This is a genomic window from Endozoicomonas sp. ALD040 (assembly GCF_049275945.1).
GTDB lineage: Bacteria > Pseudomonadota > Gammaproteobacteria > Pseudomonadales > Endozoicomonadaceae > Endozoicomonas_A.
Map to the genome: position 1 here is coordinate 3,131,563 of NZ_CP184829.1, position 25,476 is coordinate 3,157,038.

Consider the following 25,476-nt stretch of genomic DNA (forward strand, 5'->3'; position numbering starts at 1 on the left):
AAAAAAGGATGTAGGGACAGTTTAAAAAAAGCCTTGTGTCAGGGCGGCTGTTGGCGCTACTGACTCAGACAATCTGAAAAACTGGCTCTATAGGATAGGTCGTGGGCTGATTACATTGATGGCCTTCAGAAGCAATGTGTAATGTTTAACGGAATTGATGATGGGCTTAGCAACGGTATTTGTTTTGTTTGCCGGGTTGGTAAGGGGTTACAGTGGCTTTGGATTTGCCATTATTGCTGCCCTGTGCCTGAGTCTTGTCTATTCCCCCTTTGATGCCATTGCTATTGCTCTGACACTCGATCTGCTCAGTAGTCTGTGTCTGTTGCCGGGCGCCAGGAAGCAGGTTAATCGACGTCTGCTGACCATGCTTTCACTGGGCATGCTAGGCGCAATACCGGTCTCGCTTTTGTTTATTTCGGTCATATCTGCACATGAACTGAAGATGATGATTGCAGGCTTCTCATTGATTGCCGGTACTTTGATCATGTTTGATCTGCGGTTCACCTGGCTTAACCATCGCTATGCCATGCTTGCTGGTGCATTGTCAGGTTTTGGCATGACAACGGCTTCAGCGGGCGGTCCACCACTGGTTTTGTATCTGTTAAACCTGTCGTTAAAGGCCAGTGAAATCAGAGCAACGGCGATACTGTTTTTTATCCTGAGTTCAGCGACATCACTGTTGGGTTTGCTTTATGTCGATGCTATCTCGGCCCGGTCTGTTCAGTTCAGCCTGGTTCTTTTTCCTGTTGCCATGCTGGGCAGTTTATTGGGAAAGAAGTTGTTTGATTTATACCCGGATTCATCACCAAAAAACACGGTAGCGCCCATTTTGATGATGTTGGCACTGCTCACAATCATGATTTAACAAGGAAAACATGATGAAGAAAATCGCATTTATTACTGGCGCGACCTCTGGTTTTGGTAAAGCTGCTGCACACAGATTTGCCAAAGAGGGGTGGTCGCTGGTTCTTTCGGGGCGTCGTTTAGAGAGACTTTTGGACCTCAGGGAGACACTGGATGTTCCTGTGCATGTGATGCAACTGGATGTACGCGATTCAGAAGCCGTCAAGAAAGCAGTAGCGTCGTTGCCAGAGGAATTTTCAGCAGTAACGGCTTTGGTCAACAACGCAGGACTGGCACTGGCTCCCCAGGGAGCACCCGAGGTTGATCTTAATGACTGGCACACCATGATAGACACCAACGTTACTGGCCTGGTCAATGTCACGCATGCACTGCTGCCTGCCTTAATCAAGTCTGGGGCAGGCGCTACTATCATCAATGTAGGTTCGATTGCAGGTCAATGGCCCTATCCGGGAAGCCATGTTTATGGTGCAAGTAAGGCATTTGTTAAGCAGTTCAGTTATAACCTGAGGTGTGATCTGCAGGGGACAGGTGTGCGTGTTACGGACCTGTCGCCAGGCATTGCAGAGACCGAATTCACCCTGGTTCGTACCAAGGGAAACCAGGAGGCATCTGATAACCTGTACCGTGGCACCACGCCTTTGAGCGCAGAAGATATTGCCGAGCAAATGTTCTACATCGCAACCTTGCCGGAACACATCAATATCAACCGTGTTGAGGTGATGCCAACACGTCAGGCCTGGTCTCCATTTGCTATCGACCGTGATCAGTAGAGGGTGTCGCAAAAGGTCAATTAAAACGCTTCAAGCTTCAAACCGTCATCTCCGCGAAGGCGGAGATCCACTGTTCGTGGTGGGTTCCCGCCTGCGCGGGAACGACGATCTTGATATATCCTGCTGACCATACCCTTTTGCGACACCCTCAGTAGGGGGGGATAAAAAAGCCCCCAATATTGATGAGGCTTTTGCGACACCTTCTTGATGATCGGGGCTGAAGACTGTCTATGACAATACCGTGCATGCACTTAAACTGAACTGACTTTGTTTTCGGGTTACTCGTGATCAAGGACATGAATGGGCAGAATGTCCTTGGTTGCCGGAGTTAATCTGACTGGTCTGGGCATAGGTGGCCAGGGAGAGCCAAGCTTCCAGGCATAGGCAAATTTAGCCTGGCTGCTGGACAGGCGAGTCGCTATGAAATACTCGTTGTGTCCGTCATGATGCAGATGAGTAACGCCCTGTTTTGGCAGTTTGAAAACCAGTTCGCCTGCAGAGTCGATCATCGGAGGGTTCATGCCGGCGTTTCTTGGATAGTGATAACAGGTTTTAAAGTACTGGTTAGGCTCGAAGTCGCTCATCGCTATGCTGAAATAACTCATATCTTCTTTGGTAGCTTCTTTGTGATTGGGTTTCAGCGCTACCTGATAGGGAGTGAGGGTCAGAATGTTGGCTCTGTATACCATTTCCGGAAGCGCAACATTAAAGGCTTCTGCCAGATCAATACCACTGACTTCATGGGGAAATACCATATTGTTTCTGCTGAACCAGGCGTTGCATTGGTCGTGAATATCTTTTAATAGGTTTTTATTCACCTCTTTGACTTCCAGGATGGGGTTACAGACAGCCGCTTTTTTTGTGCCCTTCAGTTGCAAGAGGGTCCCTTTAAATTCGATTATTTCGCCTTTCGGGTCTACCGAAGGGGCAAGCCTGACATCAACGGAGTGATGGTTTTTTAACGCCGCCTCCTTTTTGTAGGTGATGACGGGCAATTGCAACGAGTGCTCCTGATTTTCAACATCCCCGGAGTAGTTTGAACCACCTGAATAGGAAGTCTCAATTAACAGCAGCAAACCGCCCACAAAAACCACTCCAGAGGAAAGAAGCGCATAGCGAAGCGTTCTGTCGTTAGCGGCCTCTGCTGGCTTGGGAGTTGCCAATGTGAAAGCAATTACCGCCATCATGAAAAGTGGTAAATGACCGAAGCGTCGGGCAGGGTATATCATGTTGATCAATCCTCTTTTTTTATTGCTTGGGCTACCTGTAAGCGGCCTCAGGTCTGGCAGACTTCTTGTTCATGGTTGTAATGATTCCACCGGAACGATTAAAAATAGCTGATTTTCGGGAAGTTGCAGGTAAATGTAAGTTTTTTTTTCTATTTTTAAATCCAATGGGCATATTGTCTTTCGGCGACTCCTTTCTTCAAAAGTTTTTCCTGATAAAATAAGCCGCTTGCAATGTTATATAAGAAGTCAGGAATGTCTCCGCAGGAACTGAAATCAACGGTCTCACTGTCACTGGTGTTTGTATTCAGGATGTTTGGCCTGTTTATGGTACTGCCTGTTCTGGTCCTTTATTCCGAAGACCTGCAGGGGGCCACTCCAGCCCTGGCCGGCTTTGCGATTGGTGCTTATGGGTTAACCCAGGCGGCTCTGCAAATTCCCTTTGGCTGGATGTCAGACCGGTTCGGGCGCAAGCCGGTTATCATAGCCGGTATGATGATCTTTATGCTGGGCAGTCTGGTTGCCGCTCAGGCCGACTCTATTTATGGAGTCATTTTTGGTCGGATTCTTCAGGGTGCTGGTGCGGTATCCGGGGCTGTCACCGCACTTCTGGCTGATTTGACCCGTGAGCAGTACCGTACCCGGGCCATGGCGGTATTTGGTATCAGTATCGGATTCTCATTCTGCATCGCCATGTTACTGGGCCCTCTTTTTGCCGACTGGTGGGGGCTGGAGGGGCTTTTTGGCAGTAATGCTGTAATGGCCGGATTGAGCATTCTGATTCTATTGTTCATGGTGCCAACTCCGGTAGTGACCCGGACTGATCTGAACACCAAAGTCAGTATCAAAGATGTGGGCAATGTTATAGGTAATCGGGAAATGCTCAGGTTGATGGCCGGTATCTTTACCCTGCATTTCACCTTGATGGCCCTGTTCGTATTCCTGCCTCAGATGCTGGAAGACACCCTTGGGATGGCCCGGGAAAATCATGGCTGGATTTACGTGGTGGCACTCTCGGTCTCTTTTGTGATGATTGTACCGGTGATTATTTTCAGTGAAGCCAAACGTCGCCTGAAACAGTGCTTTGTTGGCGCTGTCACTGTCCTGCTGGCAGCCATTGCCGGTATGTGGCGTGCCGAAAGTGTTTTGCTGGGAATATTCCTGTTTTTTGCTGCATTCAATTTTCTGGAAGCTACACTACCTTCTCTGGTCAGTAAATTATCGTCGGCAGGCACCCGGGGAACCTCCATGGGCGTATATTCAACCAGTCAGTTCCTGGGGGCTGCTCTGGGTGGAAGCCTTGGTGGACTCGCCTTTCAGTACTGGGGAGCGACCGGTGTCATGATGGTTTGTGCAATCCCTACTGCACTCTGGTGGTTATTGTCTGTTACCATGAAGCAACCTCCTTATGTCAGCAGTATGGTGATGGCCCTCGACTCCTCCATGAGCCTGGATGCCCGTGCTATTGGCAGGGAACTGGCCATTATTCCCGGGGTTGAGGAAGTGACTGTCCTGGACAGTGAGAGAACCGCCTATCTTAAGGTGGACAGAAAAATAGTGGATATGACCGCGCTGCGCCAATACGGTGAGTGCTGACATAAATGAATGAGAAAGCGACAACCAGGAGCCTGTTTTCATTCCTGTGAGGATGAAAAGGGTTCATGTTAAAAATTACTGGAGAAACTGATGGCACGAGGTGTTAACAAGGTCATTCTGATCGGCAACCTGGGCAATGATCCGGATGTCCGTTTTACCCCGAATGGCAGCGCTGTAGCCAACCTGAGTGTTGCGACCAGTGAGTCCTGGAAAGATCGTAACACCGGCCAGCCACAGGAAAAAACCGAATGGCACCGGGTGGTCATTTTCGGCAAGCTGGCTGAAATTGCTCAGCAATACCTGCGCAAGGGTTCCAAGGTTTACATTGAAGGTAAACTGCAGACCCGTAAGTGGCAGGATCAGTCCGGTCAGGATAAGTACACGACAGAAGTTGTTGTTGACGGTTTCAGTGGCCAGCTGCAAATGCTGGATGGCCGTCAGGACGGAATGGCTATGCCTGCGGGTGGTGGCGAGTTCCAGCCAAGAGCTGCACAACAGCCTGCTCCTCAGCAACAATACAATGCACCCCAGCAGCCGATGCAACAGCAGGCGCCTGCAGCCGCTCCACAGCAGCCGCAGCATCAGCCTCAACAACATCAGCCTCAGCAACATCAGCCTCAACAGCGTCCTGCTCCGCAGCAGCAACCTCAGCAACAGCCTCAGACTGCGCCAGCAGGTGGCTTTGACGACTTTGATGATGATATTCCGTTCTAGCAGCCTGTCGGACTTAAGACTGTCCTACACGGCAACTGCTCCTGCGTTGCTCTAGCTCCTGCATCCATGCAGTCGTGCGGTTGCAATAAATTGGTCTAAAAATCCCTGTTTCTTCGTCAAATAGCTCGCTATTCTCCTCAGAAACAGAGATTTTTATCCTCAATTTCTTGCAATCCTCGCTACGGACGCTTAAGTCCGACAGGCTGCTAGGAGCCTGACCGAGAATAGTCTGCCCTACTGCGGCGGCAGCAAATTGGTCTGAAAATCCGCTTTTGTTCGTCAAATAGCTCGCTATTCTCCTCACAAAACCGAATTTTCATCCTCAATTTTCTGCCGTCCTCGCTACGGGCGCTATTCTCGGTCAGGCTCCTAGTCAGGAACTGAACATAGCAAAAGGCCGCTGAAATCAGCGGCTTTTTGCCTTTTCTGGAGAGGCAGACGCCGATTTCTGACAGGCATCATCCATTTCAATCATTGAGTATTTCCTTTCAGCAGTAGACAATATTGCTCCAACAGAACAATGTCGGGTGTCATCTCAGATGGATCGAGCCAGCCTGCGCAAGCAGTTACGAAGCAATCGTCAATCCCTGTCGGCTGAACAGCAACTTACTGCGGCAAAGAAATTATCCTCTGTCGTGTGTAACAGTGAGGCTTTTCGGCACAGTCAGCATATCGCTCTGTATCTGGCTAATGATGGTGAAATTGATCCCGGATTTATCGCCGAAGCGATCTGGGAGCAGGATAAGTTCTGCTATCTTCCGGTTCTGGATCAGGAGCAGCCTGAAAAGATGTATTTCCAGCTCTACAGACCCAATACCCGGATGGTAGAGAACCGTTACGGGATTGCCGAACCGGAACTGGATCTTGAAAAAACCGTTAAGGCAGAAGCACTGGATCTGGTGCTTATGCCGCTCACCGGGTTTGATGAGCAGGGCAATCGTCTTGGCATGGGAGCGGGTTATTACGACCGGACTTTTGCCTTTCTGGAAAACCGCAGTAAACCGATACTGATGGGGTTAGCGCATGAGTGTCAGAAAGTCAGTTCAATTCCGGCGGCGGACTGGGATGTTCCAATGAAGAGTATTGCAACAGAAAAGCAGCTATATGGTGAGAAAGTTCAGTAAGCCACTCCCTGGCCTACGCCATCAGCTTGTCAGATCAGAGTCGAAGTCGCTGCTGTTGTTAACACGGCGACGATAAAGACAGCTAATAAAAGGCTGATTGAACTGGGTTTTGGGTTAACCATTTTCTTCAGAACTCCACTTTATTTTAATTATTATTCATGGCCGTCTTGAACACGGGGAAGTCAGCCAGTCATTGATTTGCCATCAAAAGCGACTCTTATTTTAATCGCTACGGGCATCAATTGCTTTTTTCAAGCGTTGGTGAATTTCGCATAAAGAGGTGTTAACTGCAAGCGAATGATAGACAGGGGCTTCATCTTAGTATTGGTATTGAGTCGTATGTCTCAAAACTTAGCCTGTCTCTCAACGCTTGCCATGGGCAGACCTTCGGAGCACTGCGTGACACTGAGTTGTTATTCACCACTTTATAATGGCGCGAGTGAGGGTTTTGTCCGCCTGATAAATCAAATGTTATGCTGAGGCAAAAGGAGCATCTCAATGAAATTTTTTACCCAATCTACCAAACTCGTTTTGCTGAGTTTGTTCGGCTTTCTTGGCATGCTCATGAGCGTCAGTGTCGTGCATGCGGCCCCTGAATCTGAGTTGATTCCTTTCTGGAATAAAAGCGACGAAAGCAATAAAGCTGTCATCGATCACAGCGACTGGCAACATACCCTCGACACATACTTGGACAACAAACATGCCTCCGGCGTGAACCTGTTCAATTACGGCAAAGTCTCCAAAGCCGACAGATCGCGGTTGCAAAACTACCTGAAAAAAATGACCGCGCTTGACCCCCGCAGCTATTCAAAGCAAGAGCAGTTCGCTTACTGGGTGAACCTCTACAATGCGCTCACGGTGGAATTGATTCTTGAAAACTACCCCGTGGATAGTATTACTGAGCTTGGCAAAAGTTTCTTCGGCTTTGGCCCCTGGAACGACGATATCACCCAAATTCAAGGTAAAAAACTCACGCTCAACAACATTGAGCACAATATCCTGAGACCCATCTGGAGCGAAGCACGCATCCATTACGCTGTCAACTGCGCCAGCTACAGTTGCCCGAATATTGCCGCAAAAGCTTTCACCTCAGAAAACACAGAAACACTGCTTGAAGCCGCCGCAACCGATTACGTCAACCACGAACGCGGCGTGACCTTTGACGATGGCGAACTGCTCGTCTCAAGTATCTATCATTGGTATAAAGTCGACTTCGGTGGGAATGACCAATCTTTGATCGCCCACTTGGTGAAATACGCCAAACCTGATCTGCGCACCAGGCTTCAGCAGTACAAAGGGGATTTAGATCATCACTATGATTGGGGTTTGAATGGGCCATAGTGGGTCGCTCTGTTGAATGTATAACGCGCTTTAAGAAAGTAGGCAATGCTGGAAATTTATCTGAATGGGTTGCTATTAAGCGGCGGCTTGATCATAGCTATTGGCAGTCAGAATGCATTTTTGCTGGCTCAGGGCTTACGTCGAGAGTCACCTATCCTGGTTGCCACAATTTGTGCAGTCTGCGATGCCTTATTGATACTGGCCGGTGTCATGGGTCTTGGTACACTTATCCAAAGTAATAACACACTGCTTGAAGTAGCCCGCTGGGCGGGTGTTGCTTATTTGACTGGATTTGGCCTGATGTCACTGAAGCGTAGTTTCAAAACCGGGCAACTCAAAGCAGAAGGGCAGGTGCAAAAGTCTATTCGGGGTATTGTGTTTTCGACTCTGGCGGTCACTCTGCTGAATCCGCACGTTTATCTTGATACGGTCATTTTGTTGGGCAGTATTGGTGCTCAATACGGTGATCAGCGTGGTTATTTTGTACTGGGAGCTATCACCGCATCGCTTATCTGGTTCTATGGTCTTGGGTTTGGTGCTGTGAAGCTGGCACCCCTGTTAGCCCGTCCAAAAGCATGGAAAATCATTGATCTGGTGATTTGTCTGATCATGTTCAGCATTGCCCTCAGTCTGCTGCAAATGGATCTGACCAATATTTTATAACGTTTCTGTCTAAACAATTATGCTTCCGGGTTTCATTTCATTGGCTATTTTGATGATCAGGTGCTTTTTTTAATGACGTTTGCACAGAAGTGCTGCGGTTCGCTGATACAGCAGTGTCCCTGCTGTAAGGTTTGCTAAAAAAGGGGTTGATCCGATGAAGCTCAGGCTTATAGGCAGTGTTGTCTTGATCTCTCTCAGTTTGTTCTCTTCACTATCCTTTGCCAAGACCTATTCAGACAATCTGGTGCTGGTGGTCTATGAAAGCAATGCCGAGGTCAACATGGTGTTGGCTTCGGCAAATAATCCAGAGAAGGTACTGGCCAGCTCTGTGGCCTCTCCGGTCCATGTCAGTTACAGCCAGTCATCTGGTAAAGAAGACTTTTATGAGGCTTCACTCACCGGTATGGGTCATCCGGGCAATCTGGCGTTCCGTGACTCGGAAACAGTTCTGTTCGCTAATGCTCTTGATAATCTCAGGAAATCGGCTCGCTTCCACTGGCCTGAGCTGAAAGATGACGACGAAATCGGGCTTGATGCCGTTTACGTCGGTATTGCCGGATATAATGACCATCACAAAAGAGCCGTTGTGGTCGGTGGCAGGTTAGTTCTGAAAGAGCAGTACATTCGCGAGAACATGGAAGAAGTTCTGAAGCTTCGTCATTTCCAGATGCCCCCCGATAAGCATTTACAAATGGATTCAGATACCCGTCTGATGGCGAAACTGGCCAGACAGAAAGTGGGTGAAAAGACAGAGCTAAGGGATCTGGATTTTATTCAACTGACCACCTACGCCATTGGTTACAAAATTCGGGATGGTGTTATGCGCTATGATCGGGTGAGCTACGACAGTGAGGGTGGGGGTTATGAGTATGGCGTAGCCATCCAGGTGTTCTTCCTCGATCAGCTGCCAGCAGCCTGCACAGCCAGTGATTTTGACACACTGGATTTGAAACATGTACCGGTTCTGAAAGCCATGAATGCTATGCCAACCGTTGACGTTTATGGACGGGCACCTAAAGGTGATTATCTGGCCTATCCTGTTCTGGGCTATAGCAAAAAGGAACAGGAGCGATTGAATACCACCCTGCCAACCAGAAAGTTTAATCACCTGTTTGTTCGCTTGAAAGATAAGAAAAATGAAGCCGGCTATGTCGGCTTCTGGGTGCTGCAACAGAATACAGTGCCAGAGGGTGTCAATGAAAAAGACTGGTATGCCGGTCAAAACGCATTAACCCGATGTGCCAGGGATACCTTTATTCCAGCCATCAAAAGAGTGGTAGACGGGCTGGGTGAACTGGGAATTGGCAAGGACAAGGAAGGCGCCAATTTGCCTCTGTTGATGGTAGGAGAGTTTCCGTTGGGTCAGACTGTGCGGATGAAAGAGGCACTTGATGAGATTCTGGGCGAGGAGGATTTTAAGCGGATTGTCTGGTTGAAACCTTTGGAATACCGTCAGCTTCTGGCGAAAGCGGGCATCAAGCTGGCCGGGAAGTATGTCTACAAGGAGGGCAATTTGGAGCTTGGCCAGGAATAGCTGCCTTACCCGGCAACTGCTCCTGCGTTGCTCTGGCTCCGTGTTCATGCAGTCGTGTGGTGGCAGTAAATTGGTGAAAATCTGCTTTTGTTCGTCAAATAGTTCGCTGTTCTGCTTGCAAAACCGGATTTTAATTATCAGTTTTCTGCCATCCTCGTTACGGGGCCGTCCTGTCTGTCAATTATCTAAAATTTATCCAAAGATAGTAATTCGTGAGTTTCTGTCCCTGATCCAAATCTCTGCCTTTTGAACTTCTTAATGGCCAGGATGATTGCAATTGTTGCAACAGTCACACTGCCGGCTGCAATAAACCCGATTCCCAGGCCACTCATTCCTTCAGTCGATCTCTCAGACGAGAAAGCGATAGGGGATACTTGGTAGTTGTAGTTTTCTATCTCCAGAGAAATCTCTTGCATACGCACAAGCCGTCTACCCTCCTCAATATTGGTATTTTCAACGGCCAGATAGGCGTTATTGCGCACAAAAACCGGGCGCATAGACTTTGCTGCTGCAGGTGTGAAGGTGGTGTCGAAACGATGGACGTTAACCTGATTTTGATAAGTAACTACGTACGCTTGTCCATCACTGTTGTAAATAATGGCATGTAATAAATCGTCTCTTGGTATCAGCCTGACAGTTGTTGTTGAGCCCTTTGTGCGGGAAGAAAAATCAATCCTGTCGTCAATAATAAAAGCACTGTCCATCTGTCCATTTTCGGTGGCGAACCGGCGAATAGAAAGTTTCTCTCCCTCATGGCTGAATACGGCAACGTAGGACTGGTCTTTTTGTATCAGGATGTACTGACTGTTGAACGTGTCAATGTCATAGGTGGCCATTATCTCTTTGCCATTGTTTCCAAAAGAGGCAGCGGGGTTTAGTTGGTTACTGTCGTACTCTCTGATAAACAGAGGATGGGGCGCATCCTGATCACTTTTTCCAGCAACATAAAGACGTTTGCCATCTGGGGAGAGTCTTAAAAAAAGTCCTTCTTCCTTATCTTCAGGATACTTTTCATGCAAATAGAGTCGTCGCTGGAGGTAACGGCCAACAAACAGGCTGTTATCGATGCTTCCTGTTAAATACATGACACCCTCATGATAAGCGGTATCATTAATTTGAACATTGTCGGGGAACAGGTTCTTGCGGACCCTGAGTCGTGCCTGGTCTCTCTGGGCCGCAGTTAACGGGAACTCAAGCAGAGTCGCTTTTCCTGACGTTGTCGTTGCAACAATGTCAAGATGAGGACCTGTGGTTTCATGAATAACCTGCCCTGTCAGAGACTGGTAAGAATCCAGTATTTTGGCCTGGTTGACAGAGGTTGTGTATTTCACAGTGCCGCATGAACCAAATTGTTTATCCAGTTCAGTGCCCTGGTAGCGTGCCAGAATAATCCCGGAAGGCTCATGTGACTCAGGCTGAATGACAACGTATATGCGCTGGTTCTCCCGGTCATAGGTCTGAAAGAGAGGTGTGCCTTCCGGTAGCGGGCAGTTATCCGACAGGCTGGCTGATGGCTTTTCCGATGACGATGATGAACCCGACGGAGTTATCTCCTTTTTCTCGCTGCAGTCAAACCCACTTGGTGTGCAATCAATTCCGGCCAATAATGTTTGTGCTCCGAAAAAAGCTTTTAAGAAAGGTAAATAGCCATCCTGACTGTTCCAGACAGTACGACTGAAAAAGGTGGCATTTGAGTTACCACCAGGGTCTGCAAACTCATTCAGGGCCCTGGGAAACTGGTTGTTTGCCTGTTTGGTACCGTTTATTCGGACAAGTTCGTTGTAGGGGGCGTTAATGCCTTTGAGCATCGGCAGCTGTGATGAATCACCGGAATTCCAGAGCTCGCTGCTCAAACCACTCAGGTTTGATTTTAGGACGTCTCTCGGTACTCTCACGACGCCTGTATTATATCCATCCCATTCGACGAAAGTAAGAACACTGCGATTCTTTGTGAAAGTATCCAGGTTATTCTCAATACGTCCGGCTTTGCGAATGTTTGCTACTGCCGCACTTTTTCGGTTGTCATAATAATATGTTTTAATCAACCCGGTGTTTACATTATTGTAAACGTTGGCCCCGCGGGCTGTTCCTGAAATACCAGCGACTGGGCTGCTCCTGCCTCTTCCTACGACCGCTCCAGCATTTAGGTTGTCATAAATGTTTTCACCTCTGGCTTTTCCGGCAATACCTCCGCTATAGGCAAATTTGCCGTCAGTAGTGACAGGTCCGACATTGACGTTTTGAACAGCAGGAGTCTTGACTACTCGCCCTGTTATGCCACCCACGTGGGAGCCATATTTTCCAGAAATACTCCCTGTATTGAGGTTGTTGCTGACGAGGCTATGGCTCGAGGCCTCCCCCACTATTCCGCCAACATTACCACCCCCCCGTTGGGAAGTGCCGTCCAAATAATCGGAAGCAATTTTTCCAGTGTTCAGGTTTTGTACGACTCTGGCTGCCTCGGCTTCTCCGGCAATGCCTCCGGAATTTTCGGTATGGCCGACATTAACCTCACCGGTATTCAAATTGTTATAAGCAAGGCTACTGATTTTAAGTCTGCCGACAATGCCGCCGGCAGGTGAGTCATGTAAGTTTCTGGGCGTTATTTTTCCGGTATTCAGGTTGTTTGAAATGACGGATGCCTGTTCGGCGAGTCCAGTGATGCCGCCAGCGCAGGCAATTCCGGTTGTGATTACGGTTCCGGTGTTGAGGCTGTCGCGTATGATGCTGTTATCAGAAACACTGCCCGCTATCCCACCGGCATGACTGCCGGAACCGCTCGTTTTGATGACTCCGGCAGAACTGGCCACTTCTTCAATCCGGCTCTGTTTCATCTCTCCCACCAGTGCGCCGGTCGGGCTTGCATCTCCGGAGCTGGTAACTTTTGGCTGGTTAAGCAGGATCTGTCTTATGGTGCTGTTCTCCAGTGACCCGAACAAGCCTGCTGTAGTGTTATCTGCTGATGTTGAAACTTCAAGGCCGGAAATCACGTGGCCGTTGCCAATGAGAGTGAGAGTAAACGGAACGGATTTATTGCCAACGGGCTCCCAGTGAGTGAATCGGCTCAGGTCAATATTACTGATTAACTCATAGTGACCTTTGACCGGATGGTCGGCATTTAGATATTGATTGAAATTATTATTGTCTAGCTGAATAGTCCTGGCCACGCTGGTTGATGGCTGTGACGATGATGCAGGGACAGCGGATGATGCTTCCAAAGATGACCCAGAAGTTGGTGAAGTACCAGTTACAGAAGCCGTTGTCAGTTCCCTGGTTTTCGGCTGTGCCGATGACGATGGTACAGCGGATGAAGCTTCCAATGATGACTCAGAAGTGGGTGAAGTACGAACTACAAAAGACGTGCTCAGTTCGCTGGTTGTTGGCTCTGCTGTTGACGATGGAACAGTGGACGAAGCTTCTTCTGATGGTGACTCAGAAGTGGACGAAGTACGAGCGGCAGAAGCTGTGGTCAATTCGCCAGTTGTTGGTTGTGCCGTTGACGAAGGAACAGTCGATGAAGCTTTTTCTGACGGTGACTCAGAAGTGGACGAAGTACGAGCGACAGAAGCCGTGTTTAGTTCGTCGGTTGTTGTTTGTACCGTTGACGATGGGACGGTAAATGAAGCTTCTTCCGACGGTGACTCAGATGTGGGCAAAGTACGAGCGACAGAAGCCGTGGTCAGTTCGCCGCTTGTTGGCTGCGCCGTTGACGATGGAACTGTGGATAAAGCTTCTTCCGACGGTGATTCAGAAGTGGGTGAAGTACGAGTGACAGAAGCCGTGGTCAGTTCGCCGCTTGTTGGCTGCGCCGTTGACGATGGAACACTGGATAAAGCTTCTTCCGACGGTGACTCAGATGTGAGCGAATTAGTAGCGACAGAAGCTGTGGTCAGTTTGCCGGTTGTTGGTTGTGCCGTTGTCGGTGGGGCAGTGGATGAAGCTTCTGACGGTAACTCAGAAGTGGGGGAAGTACGAGCCACAGAAGCCATGGTCATTTCGCTGGTTGTTGGCTGTGCCGTTGACGGTGGGATAGTAGATGAAGCTTCTTCTGACGGTGACTCAGAAGTAGGGGAAGTACGAGCCACAGAAGCCGTGATCAATGTTCCGGTTGACGTCTGCGCGGATGACAAGGGTATAGCGTTTGAAGCTTCTGATGGTGACTCAGAACTCAGAGTACTGTCCGTGGGTGATTGAGTAAGCATTTCTTTGCTGCAGTCAAATCCCCCTTGTGTGCAATCAACTCCGGCCAGTAGTGTTTGCGGTTCAAAGAAAGCTTTTGGAAACGGTAAATAGCCATCCTGACCGTTCCAGACAGTACGATTGAAAGAGGTAGCATTGGCGACACCACCAGGGTCGGCAAACTCATTCAGGACGGGAGGAAACTGGTTGTTTGCCTGTCGGGTCCCATTGATTCGGGCAAGGTCTCGGTAGGGGGTGTTAACGCCTTTGAGCATCGGCAGCTGTGTTGCATCACCGGCATTCCAGAGCTCGCTGCTCAAACCGCTCAGGTTTGCTTTAAGATCAGCTTTTGATATCCTCTCGACACCCGTGTTATATCCACTCCATTCGGAAGCCGGGTGATACTTTGTATAAGTATCCAGATTATTCTGAATACGGGCTGCGTCGTAATTGGTTGCGACTGCCGCACTTTTATTGCGTTCATAATGTGTTTTAATCAGACCCGTATTAACATTATTGTAAACTGAGGCCCGTTGGGCCGTCCCTGAAATACCAGCGACTGGACTGTAATAATCTTTCCCTATAACAGCTCCGGCATTTAGGTTGTCGTGAATGCTTGTACCTCTGGCTTTTCCAGCAATACCTCCGCTATAGGCATATTTGCCATCAGTAGTGACAGGGCCGACATTGACATTTTGAACAACCGGAGCGTTTATTACCTGGCCGGTTATTCCTCCCACCTTGGAGTAATATTTTCCAGAAATACTGCCTGTATTAAGGTTTTTGCTGACGCGGGTATGGCTTGAGGCCTGCCCTACTATTCCACCCACATTACCACCTCCCCGGTAGGAGGTGCCGTCCAGGTAGTCGGAGGCAATTTTTCCGGTGTTCAGGTTTTGTAAGACACTGGCCGCTATTGCCTGCCCTGCAATCCCTCCGGAATCTTCAGTATGGCCAGCATTAACCTCACCGGTATTCACATTGTTATTAGCAAAGCTATTCCTTTTCAGCATTCCGACAATGCCACCGGCGGGAGAAGAATAGAGGTTTCTGGAGGCTATTTTTCCGGTGTTCAGGTCATTTGAAACAGAAGATGCCTGATCGGCCAATCCAGCGATACCCCCTGAGATAGCGCTTCCGGTTGTGAAAATGGTGCCGGTGTTGACACTATCCCTTATGACGCTATCAGAAATACTGCCCGCTATACCTCCGCTATGACTGTGAAGACCCCCCGTTTGGATGGTTCCGGCATAATTAACCACCTCTTCAATCCTGCTGCTTTTCAACTCTCCCACAAGCGCACCTGACGGACTGTTAGTTCCGGAACTGGTCACTTTTGGCTGATTAAGCAGGATCTGTTTTATAACGCTATTCTGCAACGACCCGAACAAGCCTGAGGCCGTGTTATCTAACGAGGTTGAAACTTCGAGGCCGGAAATTACGTGGCCTTTGCCATCCAGAATGAGAGAAAACGGAATGGATTTATTGCCGACGGGTTCCCAGGGCCTGAATCGGCGCAAGTCAATATCACTGATTAACCGATAGCGACCTTCGACCGGGTGGTCGGCGTTCAGATATCGATTGAAATTATTATTGTCCAGCTCAATCGTGCCGGCCCAACTGTTCCAGTCTGGAAAACAGACGACAAGTGACAGTAATAATAAAGATGGCTTTTTGTTGATAGGCAGGCTACGCCAGTTCTGATTTTCTATCAGGTTGGTACTCATGGAAGCATTACCATAAAAATAATGATGATAACTACTCGTATTCTCATTTGTATTTATAGACTATAAGGGGTCATCATGAGCAAGCATGGCAAGCAGATTTTGTTATCCAGACGATCCGTAATAAAATCCTGTTCAGCTCATCAGTCACGGTTCATGCCAATGTTAGCAAAATCGTCGTAAACCCTCGCCCAATCGAGGGTGTCGCAAAACTCTCTCCGGCGTGGGAACTCGCTGACTCCCGTCATTGCCGACTTCATTCTCGTCATTCCCGCGAAGGCGGGAATCCACACTGACTCTCCACCAGAACCATACTGCCCGGTGTCCCCCTGGCCTTGTCATCCCCGAGAAGCCAGAGATCCACCGTTGGCGCTGGATTCCCGCCTTCGCGGGAATGACGACTTCAGAGCATGAGAACGAGCTGTTGAAGTTTTGCGACACCCACACAGAGCGTGGAAACGAGTTGTTGGGCTTTTGCGACACCCTCGATTGGGCGAGGGTTTACGACGATTTTGCTAAGAGGAGTCATTATGCAGGAACATATCAGGCAGCTTTTGTTATACGGATGATCCTTGATAAAAGCGTCTGGAAGTTGCATTTATATTGCTGATAGAGGCGGTTGTTTCTTGAGGGTCTTAATGGCTATCACAATTGCAATCGTTACAGTCATCACAGTGCTCGCTGTAATAAGCCCGATTCCCAAACCAAAAACTGCTGCAGAAAGTTTTCCGGATGATTTCCTGGACAATCCGAAGGACGATGGCGATTCCTTATACAATATGGCGGCAGGGGGTTTTTGATGGTTGTAGTTTCCAGGATGCAGAAAAATTTCCTGCATCTGAACATGCCGACTCCCCTTCTCACTCTCATAATCCTGAACGGACAGATAGACTTTATTGCCCACAAAAACCGGTCGCATAGACTTTACTGCTGCCGGTTTGAATGTGGTATCGAAACGATTAATGTTGGCCTGATCTTTATAAGTAACTACAGACATTTGTCCATCACTGGTGTAGATAATGGCGTGCGAATAATCTTCCGTTGTCACCAACCTGACAGTTGCAAACGAACCCGATGTGCGGGAAGGAAAGCCAACGCTATCGTCAATCATAAAAGCACTATCCATCTGGCCATTTTCAGTGGCGAACCGGCGAATAGACAGTTGCTCTTTCTCAGGGCTAAATGTTGCAACGTAGACTTGGTCTTTTTGTATCAGGATATCCTGCTGAATATTGACTCTGTCGATGTTATTGGTGGGTATTATCTCTTTCCCGCTGTCTCCAAAAGTGGCAATGGGGCTTAGTTGACTACTATCGAACTGCCTGATAAACAGTTGATAGGATGTATCTCTATCACTTTTGCCCGTTACATAAAGGCGTTCACCATCCGGGGAAAGCCTTAGACTAAGCCCTTGTTCCTCATCATATTGGCCACTGCTTTCGGCATAATCTATAGGATAAAAGAGCTGCTGCTGGTGGTAATGGCCAATAAATATGTTGTCATCGACTGTTCCAGTTAAATACATGAAACCCTGATGATGAGTAGCATCATTAATTTGCAGATTTTCAGGGAATAAGTCGTTATTAACGGTGAATTGTGCCTGGTATCCCTGGATAGCACTTAACGGGAACTCGAGCAGAGTCGTTTTTCCTGAATCTGTTGTTACAACAAGGTTAAGGAAGGAACCAGTTGTTTCCTGAATAACCTGTCCTACCAGTGACTGGGAGGGATCCAGCATTATGGCGTGGTTGTCAGAGGGGGTGTATTTCATAACGCCGCACAAACCAAATTGTTTATCCAGTTCGGTGCCTTTATAGCGTGCCAGAATAACCCCTTCCGAAAGTTCTTCATAATGTGTTCCAGGCTGGATGACAACGTATATCCGCTGGGTTACCGGGTCGTACGCCTGGTAGAGAGGTGTGCCCTTCAGTGGCGGACAGTTATCCAGCGGATTGGCTGAATGGGTTGTGGAGGATGTACTATCAGGTAAGGCTGTATGCAACAATTTTTCTGATGGTGACTCCGAATCAGGTAAAGTACGAGCCCCGAGTGTAGTGTCCAATTCGCTGATTGAATGCTGTGCAGATGACGATTGGGCCGGAGATGAAGTTTCTGACGCTGACTCCGAATCCGATAAGCTATGGGGTCTGGAAGCAGTGCTTAATGAAACGGTTGAGAGCCGAGCAGACGACGATGGTGTAACCGACGGAGTTGCCACGATGTTCTTATCCTCGCGGCAGTCAAATCCTCCTTGTGTGCAATCAATTCCAGCCAGTAGTGTTTGTGGTTTGTAGAAAACTTTTGGAAACGGTAAATAACCATCCCGTCCGTTCCAGATAATACGATTGAAAGAGGTAGCATCTGTCTCACCACCAGGATCAGCAAACTCATTCAGGACGGTGGGAAACTGGTTATTTGTCTGTTGGGTACCATCTATTCGGGCAAGGTCACGGTAAGGGGTGTTAACGCTTTTGAGCATCGGCAGCTGTGTTGCATCACCGGCATTCCAGAGTGTGCTGTTCAAACCACTCAGGTCTGATTTGAGAGCAGTTTTTGGCAGTCTTTTGATTCCTGTATTTCGTCCATCATCACCTAAACTAGCCGATTGATTCTTTGTGAAAGTATCCAGGTTATTCTCAATACGATCTGTCATCCAGATTCTTGCCACAGCCCCGCTCAGATAGAGACTTCCTTCCTGAGCCCCAAGTGACCCCGTATTTACATTGTTGTAAACCGAGTCCATATAGCTGGCATCTCCGGCAATACCACCGACATAGCCACCAATATCAGATGATACAATTGCTCCGGCATTAAGGTTGTGCTTAATGATTCCACCTTCAGTAGCCCCGGCAATACCTCCCACTGGGCCGTCAGCACTGACAGTCCCGGCATTTACATTTTGAACAACAGAACTCTCGTCCACTTGCCCCGCTATTCCACCCGCATGTGTTGGAACATACTCTGAAAAAATGTCACCAGTATTGAGGTTTCTGCTGACCATAGTTTGCCCGGAGGCCTGCCCCACTATTCCGCCCTTGCCTCCTGTTTTTATAGCGTCGACTAATCTCGAATTTATGGACATTTTTCCGGTATTAAGATTATTTAATACCCTGGCCGTTTCTGCCTTTCCTGCAATTCCCCCGGAATTTTCGGTATATCTGACAGTGACCCCGCCGGTATTCATATTATTGTTAGCAGTACTGTTATTTTTCAGTGTTCCAACAATGCCACCTGCGGGTGAGGAATGCCAAAATCCGGAGATTATTTTTCCGGTATTCAGGTTATTTGAAACAGATGATGTCTGATTGGCCAATCCGGCGATTCCGCCTGTGCTGCCTCCAAAAATTGTGGTGACGGTGCCGGTGTTTACACTATCGCGTATGACGCTGTCAGAAACACTGCCCGCCAAACCGCCGGCGTCACTGCCGTAACCGGTCGTTTTGATTGTTCCGGCATAATTAACCACCTCTTCAATTATGCTGCCTTTCAAGTCTCCCACAAGCGCACCTGTCGGGCTCACAAATCTGGAACTCCTTACTTTTGGCCGTTTAATCAGGATCTGCCTGATGACACTGTTCTGTAGTGACCCGAACAAGCCAGTGGCAGTGCCATAATGTGAAGTTGAAACCTTGAGGCCGGAAATAACATGTCCGTTGCCTTCCAGAGTGAGGGAAAACGGAACGGATTTATTGCCGACGGGTTTCCAGACAATTTGGCTCAGGTCAATATCACTGATTAACCGATAGCAACCTTTGACCGGGTGGTCAGCATTCAGATATTGCCTGAAATTATTATTGTCCAGCTCAATAGTGCTGGCCCAATTGCTTCCGTTTGAGAAACAGACGACAAGTGACAGTAATAGTACAGAGAATTTTTTTTGATAGTCAGGCTTTGCCTGATTTTGATCTTTTATCAGGCTTTTATCCATTGCGGCAATACCATGGAGATAATGATAATAGGTAGGTTTATATAGACTACTCAGAGTCATCATGCCGACTGGCCTTGTTATTTGCCCGTTTCTTCAGGGTCGCTACTTACGGGTTTTCATTCCTGACCTTTTAAACTTGTTGATGGCCAGGACGACTGCAACCGCCGTTGTAGCGACTGCAGCGCTTCCTGCAATAAGCTCAGTTCGCCAGTCAGAAATCACCGCAGACGATTCTGCAGACCATAAAGCGACAGAGGGTTTTTGACGATTGTAGTTTTCAAGACCCAGAGAGATTTCTTGCATCCGAACCTGCCGACCGCCCTCCTCAGTATCAGGGTTTTCAATGGCCAGGTAAGCTTTATTGCCTACAAATACCAGGCGCATAGATTCTACCGCCGCAGGCTTAAATCTGGTGTCAAAACGATGGACGTTGACCTGATCTTCATAAGTAAATACAGACAGTTGTCCATCGCTGTTGTAAATAATGGCGTGCAGATAATCTTCCGTTGTCATCAGCCTGACGGTTGTAGGTGAATCCGGGGAGCGGGAAGAAAAATCAATCCAGTCATCAATAATAAAAGTACTATCCATTTCTCCACTGTCAGCGGCAAACCGACGAATAGAAAGTTTCTCTTCTCCGGGACTGAATGTGGCAACGTAGGTCTGGTCTTTTTGTATCAGGATGTCCAGCCGAGAGTTGACCGTGTCAATGTTACTGGCGGTTATCAACTTTCTATCATCGTTTTCAGAAGCAGCAGCGGGATTTAGTTTTACGTTGAATTGCAATCGGTATCTCTGGTTGGCCGTTAACGGGAACTCGAACAGGGTCGTTTTTCCTGACTTTGTTGTTGCAATAATATTGAGGGAAGAGCCTGTGGTTTTGTGAATAACCTTTGCTGACAGAGACGGGTATGAGCTCAGTATTTTGGCGTGGGGGCTAGAGGTTGTATAAGTCACAATGCCGCACAAACCAAATTGTTGATCCAGTTCAGGGCCCTTATAGCGTGCCAGAATTATACCTCCAGGAGCCGATTCAGAAGACGGTTCAGCTTTAATCACAACGTATATATGCTGGTTTTCCGGGTCATAGGTTTGCAAGAGTGGTATGCCTTCTGGTGGCGGGCATTGACTTGAGAGGCCGGGCGAATGGGGTGGCAAAGGCTGTGTGGATGTTGGAGTCTGCGAGATGTCATTGTCTGTACTGCAGTCAAATCCTTCTTGTGTGCAGTCAATCCCGGCTAATAAGGCTTGTGATTTGGAGAAAACGTGTAGAAAGGGTAAGTAACCATCCCGAGCGTTCCAGACATCAGGATTAAAAGAGGTGGCATTTGAAACACCACCGGGGTCTGCAAACTCACTCAGAACTGTCGGCAATTTGTTACCACTTATTCGGACCAGTTCACGGTAGGGGATGTTAATGCCTCTGAGCATAGGCAGCTGCGATTCATTACCGGCATTCCAGAGCGTGCTATTCAATCCGGTCAGGTTTGATTTGAGATCACTTTTCGATAGTCTTACGACACCTTTATTACGTCCACTGCCTCTCTCACTGGTCCATTGGTACTTTGTGAAAGTATCCAGATTATGCTCAATACGACCTGCCTTCCAAACTCTTGCTGCGGCCCCGCTTACGTAGCTGAAGTTTCGCTGGGCTTCAACGGACCCTGTGTTGACATTGTTGCACACTGTGGCTGAAAGGGTGGCTGCCCCGGAAATAGCACCTATATGACCACTAACACCTTTCGTTGTGATTGCTCCGACATTCAGGTTGTCCCTTACGCTAGAACCTTCAGCTTCTCCGGTAATACCCCCGGCGGATGCCTGAGGGCCTTGAGTAGTGACAGTTCCGGCATTGACATTTTGAGCAACAGGAGCCTTGACCACATCCCCCGCTATTCCACCTGCATAGGTACGCCAATACTTTGTAGAAATGCTACCCGTATTGAGATTTTTGCTGACCAGAGTTTGCCCGGAGGCATGTCCCACTATTCCACCACTGCTACCACCTTCCCCGCAGCAGAAGCAGAAGCTTCGCAAATAATCCGAGGCAACTTTTCCGGTATTCAGGTTATGTAATACCTCCGATGCTTCTGCTTGTCCTGCTATCCCACCGGAATATTCGGTATAGCCAACATTAATTTCACCGGTGTTTATATTGTTGTTAGCAGTACTGTTGTTTTTCAGGGTTCCGACAATGCCACCGGCAGGCGAGGAGGAATATAAAATTCTGGAGGTTATTTTTCCGGTATTCAGGTTATTAGATATGGAAGATGTCTGATCGGCCCAGCCAGCGATACCACCTGCGCTGGCAGCTCTGATCGTCAGGACGGTGCCAGTATTTACACTGTCGTGTATAACGCTATCAGAAACACTGCCCGCCAAACCTCCGCTATGACTACCAGGACCGCTCGCTCTGACGATTCCGGCATAATTGACCACCTCTTCAATCCTGCTGCCTTTCAATTCTCCCACAAGGGCACCTGCCGGGCTTGTAAATCCGACAGTGCTCACTTTTGGCTCTTTAAACAGGATCTGCCTGATGGTGCTGTTCTGCAGTGACCCGAACAAGCCTGAGGCTGTGTTATCGGCTGACGTTGAAACCTTGAGTCCGGAAATAACGTGGCCGTTGCCATACAGTGTGAGAGAAAACGGAATGGAGGTGTTGCCGATGGGTTTCCAGGGAGTGAATTGGCTCAAGTCAATATCACTCACTAGCTGATAGTGACCTTCGACCGGGTGGTCGGCATTCAGATGTTCTCTGAAATTATTATTGTTCAGCTCAATAGTGCTGGCCCAATTGTTTCCGTTTGAGAAACAGACGACAAGTGACAGTAATAGTGCAAAGGATTTTTTTTTATAGTCAGGCTTTGCCGATTTTGATCTCTTATCAGGCTTTTATTCATTGCAGAACTACCATAGAGATAATGATAATAAGTACGTTAATGTAGACTATTCAGAGTCATCATGCCGACTGACTTTGTATTTGCCCGTTTTCTCAGGGTCGCTACTTACGTGTTCGCATTCCTGACCTTTTAAACTTGTTAATGATAAGGATGACTGCAACCGCCGTAGTAGCCACTACAGCGCCTGCTGCAATAAGCTCAGTCCGCCAGTCAGAAATCACCGCAGACGATTCCGAAGACCGTAATGCGACACAGGGTTTTTGACGATTGAAGTTTTCAATGCCCAGAGAGATTTCTTGCATCTGAACCTGCCGACCGCCTTCCTCAGTATCAGGGTTTTCAATGGCCAGGTAAGCTTTATTGCCTACAAATACCAGGCGCATAGACTCTGCTGCCGCAGGTTTAAATCTGGTGTCAAAACGATGGACGTTGACCTGATCTTCATAAGTAAATACAGACAGTTGTCCATCGCTGTTGTAAATAATGGCGTGCAGATAATCTTCCGTTGTCATCAGCCTGACGGTTGTAGGTGAATCCGGGGAGCGGGAAGAAAAATCAATCCAGTCATCAATAATAAAAGTACTATCCATTTCTCCACTGTCAGCGGCAAACCGACGAATAGAAAGTTTCTCTTCTCCGGGACTGAATGTGGCAACGTAGGTCTGGTCTTTTTGTATCAGGATGTCCAGCCGAGAGTTGACCGTGTCAATGTTACTGGCGGTTATCAACTTTTTATCATCGTTTTCAGAAGCAGCAGCGGGATTTAGTTTTACGTTGAATTGCAATCGGTATCTCTGGTTGGCCGTTAACGGGAACTCGAACAGGGTCGTTTTTCCTGACTTTGTTGTTGCAATAATATTGAGGGAAGAGCCTGTGGTTTTGTGAATAACCTTTGCTGACAGAGACGGGTATGAGCTCAGTATTTTGGCGTGGGGGCTAGAGGTTGTATAAGTCACAATGCCGCACAAACCAAATTGTTGATCCAGTTCAGGGCCCTTATAGCGTGCCAGAATTATACCTCCAGGAGCCGATTCAGAAGACGGTTCAGCCTTAATCACAACGTATATATGCTGGTTTTCCGGGTCATAGGCTTGCAAGAGCGGTGTGCCTTCTGGTGGCGGGCATTGACTTGAGAGGCCGGGCGAATGGGGTGGCAAAGGCTGTGTGGATGTTGGAGTCTGCGAGATGTCATTGTCTGTACTGCAGTCAAATCCTTCTTGTGTGCAGTCAATCCCGGCTAATAAGGCTTGTGATTTGGAGAAAACGTGTAGAAAGGGTAAGTAACCATCCCGAGCGTTCCAGACATCAGGATTAAAAGAGGTGGCATTTGAAAGACCACCGGGGTCTGCAAACTCACTCAGAGCTGTTGGGAATTTGTTACCACTTATTCGGGCCAGCTCACGGTAGGGGATGTTAATGCCTTTGAGCATCGGCAGCTGCGATTCATTACCGGCATTCCAGAGCGTGCTGTTCAATCCGGTCAGGTTTGATTTGAGAGCACTTTTCGATAGTCTTACGACACCTTTATTACGTCCACTGAATGTCTCACTGGTCCATTGGTACTTTGTGAAAGTATCCAGGTTATGCTCAATAGGACCTGCCCGGTACACTCTTGCGGCTGCAGGACTGACATAGGACCACGCTCCCTGTTGTGCCTCAACCCGCCCCGTATTGACATTATTGTAAACTGAGGCCAAGTGGGCCGCAGCCCCGGTAATACCACCTACGTGGCCATTAACGCCTTTCGTTATGACTGCTCCGGCATTCAGGTTGTCCTGAACGCTTGTACCAATCGCTTCCCCGGTAATTCCTCCGGCAGATGCCTGATTGCCGTGAGTCCTGACAGTTCCGACATTGACATTTTGAACAACAGGCGCGTTGATCACGTCTCCTGCTATTCCACCTGCGTAGGTACGCCAACGCTTTGTAGAAATGCTACCCGTATTGAGATTTTTGCTGACCAGGGTTTGCCCGCAAGCATGCCCCACTATTCCGCCACTGCTTCCACTTACGCTTCCAACTAACCTGGAGTAGGCTCTCGAATAATCTGAAGATATTTTTCCAGTGTTGAGGTTATGTAATACCTTGGCTGTTTGTGCTTCTCCTGCAACCCCCCCGGAAAATTGGCTAAAGCCAACATTAACTTCACCGGTATTGACATTGTTGTTAGCAATGCTGTTGTTTCTCAGAGCTCCGACAATGCCACCGGCAGGTGAGGCATATAAATTTCTGGAGGCTATTTTTCCGGTATTCAGGTTATTTGACAGGGACGATGCCTGAACCGCCAATCCGGCGATACCGCCTGCGCTGGCATCTGCGGTCGTGATAACGGTTCCGGTGTTTACGCTGTCGTGTATAATGCTATCAGTAACACTGCCCGCTACACCTCCGGCATGACTGAGAGAACCAATGGTTTTGACGGCTCCGTCATAATTGACTACTTCTTCAATCCTGCTGCCTTTCAACTCTCCCACAAGGGCACCTGCCGGGCTTGTAAATCCGGTACTGGTCACTTTTGGCTCTTTAAGCAGGATCTGCCTGATGGTGCTGTTTTGCAGTGACCCGAAAAAGCCTGAGGTCGTGTTATCGGTTGAAGTTGAAACCTTGAGTCCGGAAATAACGTGGCCGTTGCCATTCAGAGTGAGAGAAAACGGAACGGACGCATTGCCGATGGGTTTCCAGAGAAATTGGCTCAGGTCAATATTACTGGTTAACTGATAGTCACCTTTGACCGGATGGTCAGCATTCAGGTATTGATTGAAATTATTATTGTTCAGCTCGACAGTGTCAGCCCAACTGCTGCAGTCCGGAAAACAGGCGACAAGCGACACTAATAGCAAAGACGATCTTTCACCGACAGTCAGGCTTCTATTCATACGGGTACTGCGATAAGAATAATGATAACAACCA

14 protein-coding genes are annotated in these 25,476 nt (G+C 48.3%); 9 read left to right on the plus strand and 5 right to left on the minus strand.

The genetic code is table 11. The features are described from left to right. Nucleotides 1–157 precede the first annotated feature (157 nt). Both ACOJUN_RS11315 and ACOJUN_RS11320 read left to right on the plus strand, forming a co-directional pair. Entirely contained in the window at nucleotides 158–865 is a 708-nt protein-coding gene (locus ACOJUN_RS11315) for a TSUP family transporter (RefSeq protein WP_422136709.1), read from the plus strand. A gap of 13 nt (nucleotides 866–878) precedes the next feature. Next, nucleotides 879–1,634: an SDR family NAD(P)-dependent oxidoreductase gene (locus tag ACOJUN_RS11320; RefSeq protein WP_422137065.1), complete on the plus strand. Its 756-nt coding sequence runs from the start codon at nucleotides 879–881 to the stop codon at nucleotides 1,632–1,634. Nucleotides 1,635–1,912: 278 nt separating this feature from the next. Here ACOJUN_RS11320 and ACOJUN_RS11325 read toward each other — a convergent pair whose 3' ends face one another. After that, complete coding sequence (locus tag ACOJUN_RS11325) at nucleotides 1,913–2,863, minus strand: hypothetical protein (RefSeq protein ID WP_422136710.1); 951 nt, start codon at nucleotides 2,861–2,863, stop codon at nucleotides 1,913–1,915. Between the two features lie 252 nt (nucleotides 2,864–3,115). Here ACOJUN_RS11325 and ACOJUN_RS11330 point away from each other — a divergent pair, with 252 nt between their 5' ends. The 6 genes from ACOJUN_RS11330 (at nucleotide 3,116) to ACOJUN_RS11355 (ending at nucleotide 9,832) form a co-directional block, all read left to right on the plus strand. Next, on the plus strand, nucleotides 3,116–4,456 hold the full coding sequence (locus ACOJUN_RS11330) for an MFS transporter (protein WP_422136711.1): 1,341 nt from the start codon (nucleotides 3,116–3,118) through the stop codon (nucleotides 4,454–4,456). 90 nt (nucleotides 4,457–4,546) lie between these two features. Continuing rightward, nucleotides 4,547–5,170: a single-stranded DNA-binding protein gene (gene ssb, locus ACOJUN_RS11335; RefSeq protein WP_422136712.1), complete on the plus strand. Its 624-nt coding sequence runs from the start codon at nucleotides 4,547–4,549 to the stop codon at nucleotides 5,168–5,170. Nucleotides 5,171–5,709: 539 nt separating this feature from the next. Next, nucleotides 5,710–6,294 carry a 5-formyltetrahydrofolate cyclo-ligase gene (locus ACOJUN_RS11340; RefSeq protein ID WP_422136713.1) on the plus strand — a complete coding sequence of 195 codons (585 nt, stop codon included), beginning with the start codon at nucleotides 5,710–5,712 and terminating at the stop codon, nucleotides 6,292–6,294. 498 nt (nucleotides 6,295–6,792) lie between these two features. Continuing rightward, on the plus strand, nucleotides 6,793–7,635 hold the full coding sequence (locus ACOJUN_RS11345; RefSeq protein WP_422136714.1) for a DUF547 domain-containing protein: 843 nt from the start codon (nucleotides 6,793–6,795) through the stop codon (nucleotides 7,633–7,635). A 45-nt stretch (nucleotides 7,636–7,680) separates the two neighbouring features. After that, entirely contained in the window at nucleotides 7,681–8,298 is a 618-nt protein-coding gene (locus ACOJUN_RS11350; protein WP_422136715.1) for a LysE/ArgO family amino acid transporter, read from the plus strand. A gap of 154 nt (nucleotides 8,299–8,452) precedes the next feature. Beyond that, a complete protein-coding gene (locus ACOJUN_RS11355) occupies nucleotides 8,453–9,832 on the plus strand; it encodes a hypothetical protein (RefSeq protein WP_422136716.1) in 1,380 nt (459 codons plus the stop codon). A 185-nt stretch (nucleotides 9,833–10,017) separates the two neighbouring features. On the opposite strand, the gene ACOJUN_RS11360 is transcribed toward ACOJUN_RS11355, so the two are convergent. Further along, nucleotides 10,018–15,738, minus strand: a complete 5,721-nt coding sequence (locus ACOJUN_RS11360; RefSeq protein WP_422136717.1) for a hypothetical protein — start codon at nucleotides 15,736–15,738, stop codon at nucleotides 10,018–10,020. Nucleotides 15,739–15,936: 198 nt separating this feature from the next. Here ACOJUN_RS11360 and ACOJUN_RS11365 point away from each other — a divergent pair, with 198 nt between their 5' ends. Continuing rightward, nucleotides 15,937–16,149: a hypothetical protein gene (locus tag ACOJUN_RS11365; protein WP_422136718.1), complete on the plus strand. Its 213-nt coding sequence runs from the start codon at nucleotides 15,937–15,939 to the stop codon at nucleotides 16,147–16,149. A gap of 184 nt (nucleotides 16,150–16,333) precedes the next feature. On the opposite strand, the gene ACOJUN_RS11370 is transcribed toward ACOJUN_RS11365, so the two are convergent. From ACOJUN_RS11370 to ACOJUN_RS11380, 3 genes are all read right to left on the minus strand, one after another. Continuing rightward, nucleotides 16,334–19,726 carry a hypothetical protein gene (locus tag ACOJUN_RS11370; protein ID WP_422136719.1) on the minus strand — a complete coding sequence of 1,131 codons (3,393 nt, stop codon included), beginning with the start codon at nucleotides 19,724–19,726 and terminating at the stop codon, nucleotides 16,334–16,336. A 39-nt stretch (nucleotides 19,727–19,765) separates the two neighbouring features. Next, on the minus strand, nucleotides 19,766–22,375 hold the full coding sequence (locus tag ACOJUN_RS11375) for a hypothetical protein (protein ID WP_422136720.1): 2,610 nt from the start codon (nucleotides 22,373–22,375) through the stop codon (nucleotides 19,766–19,768). 292 nt (nucleotides 22,376–22,667) lie between these two features. Next, entirely contained in the window at nucleotides 22,668–25,442 is a 2,775-nt protein-coding gene (locus ACOJUN_RS11380; protein ID WP_422136721.1) for a hypothetical protein, read from the minus strand. Nucleotides 25,443–25,476: the final 34 nt, after the last annotated feature.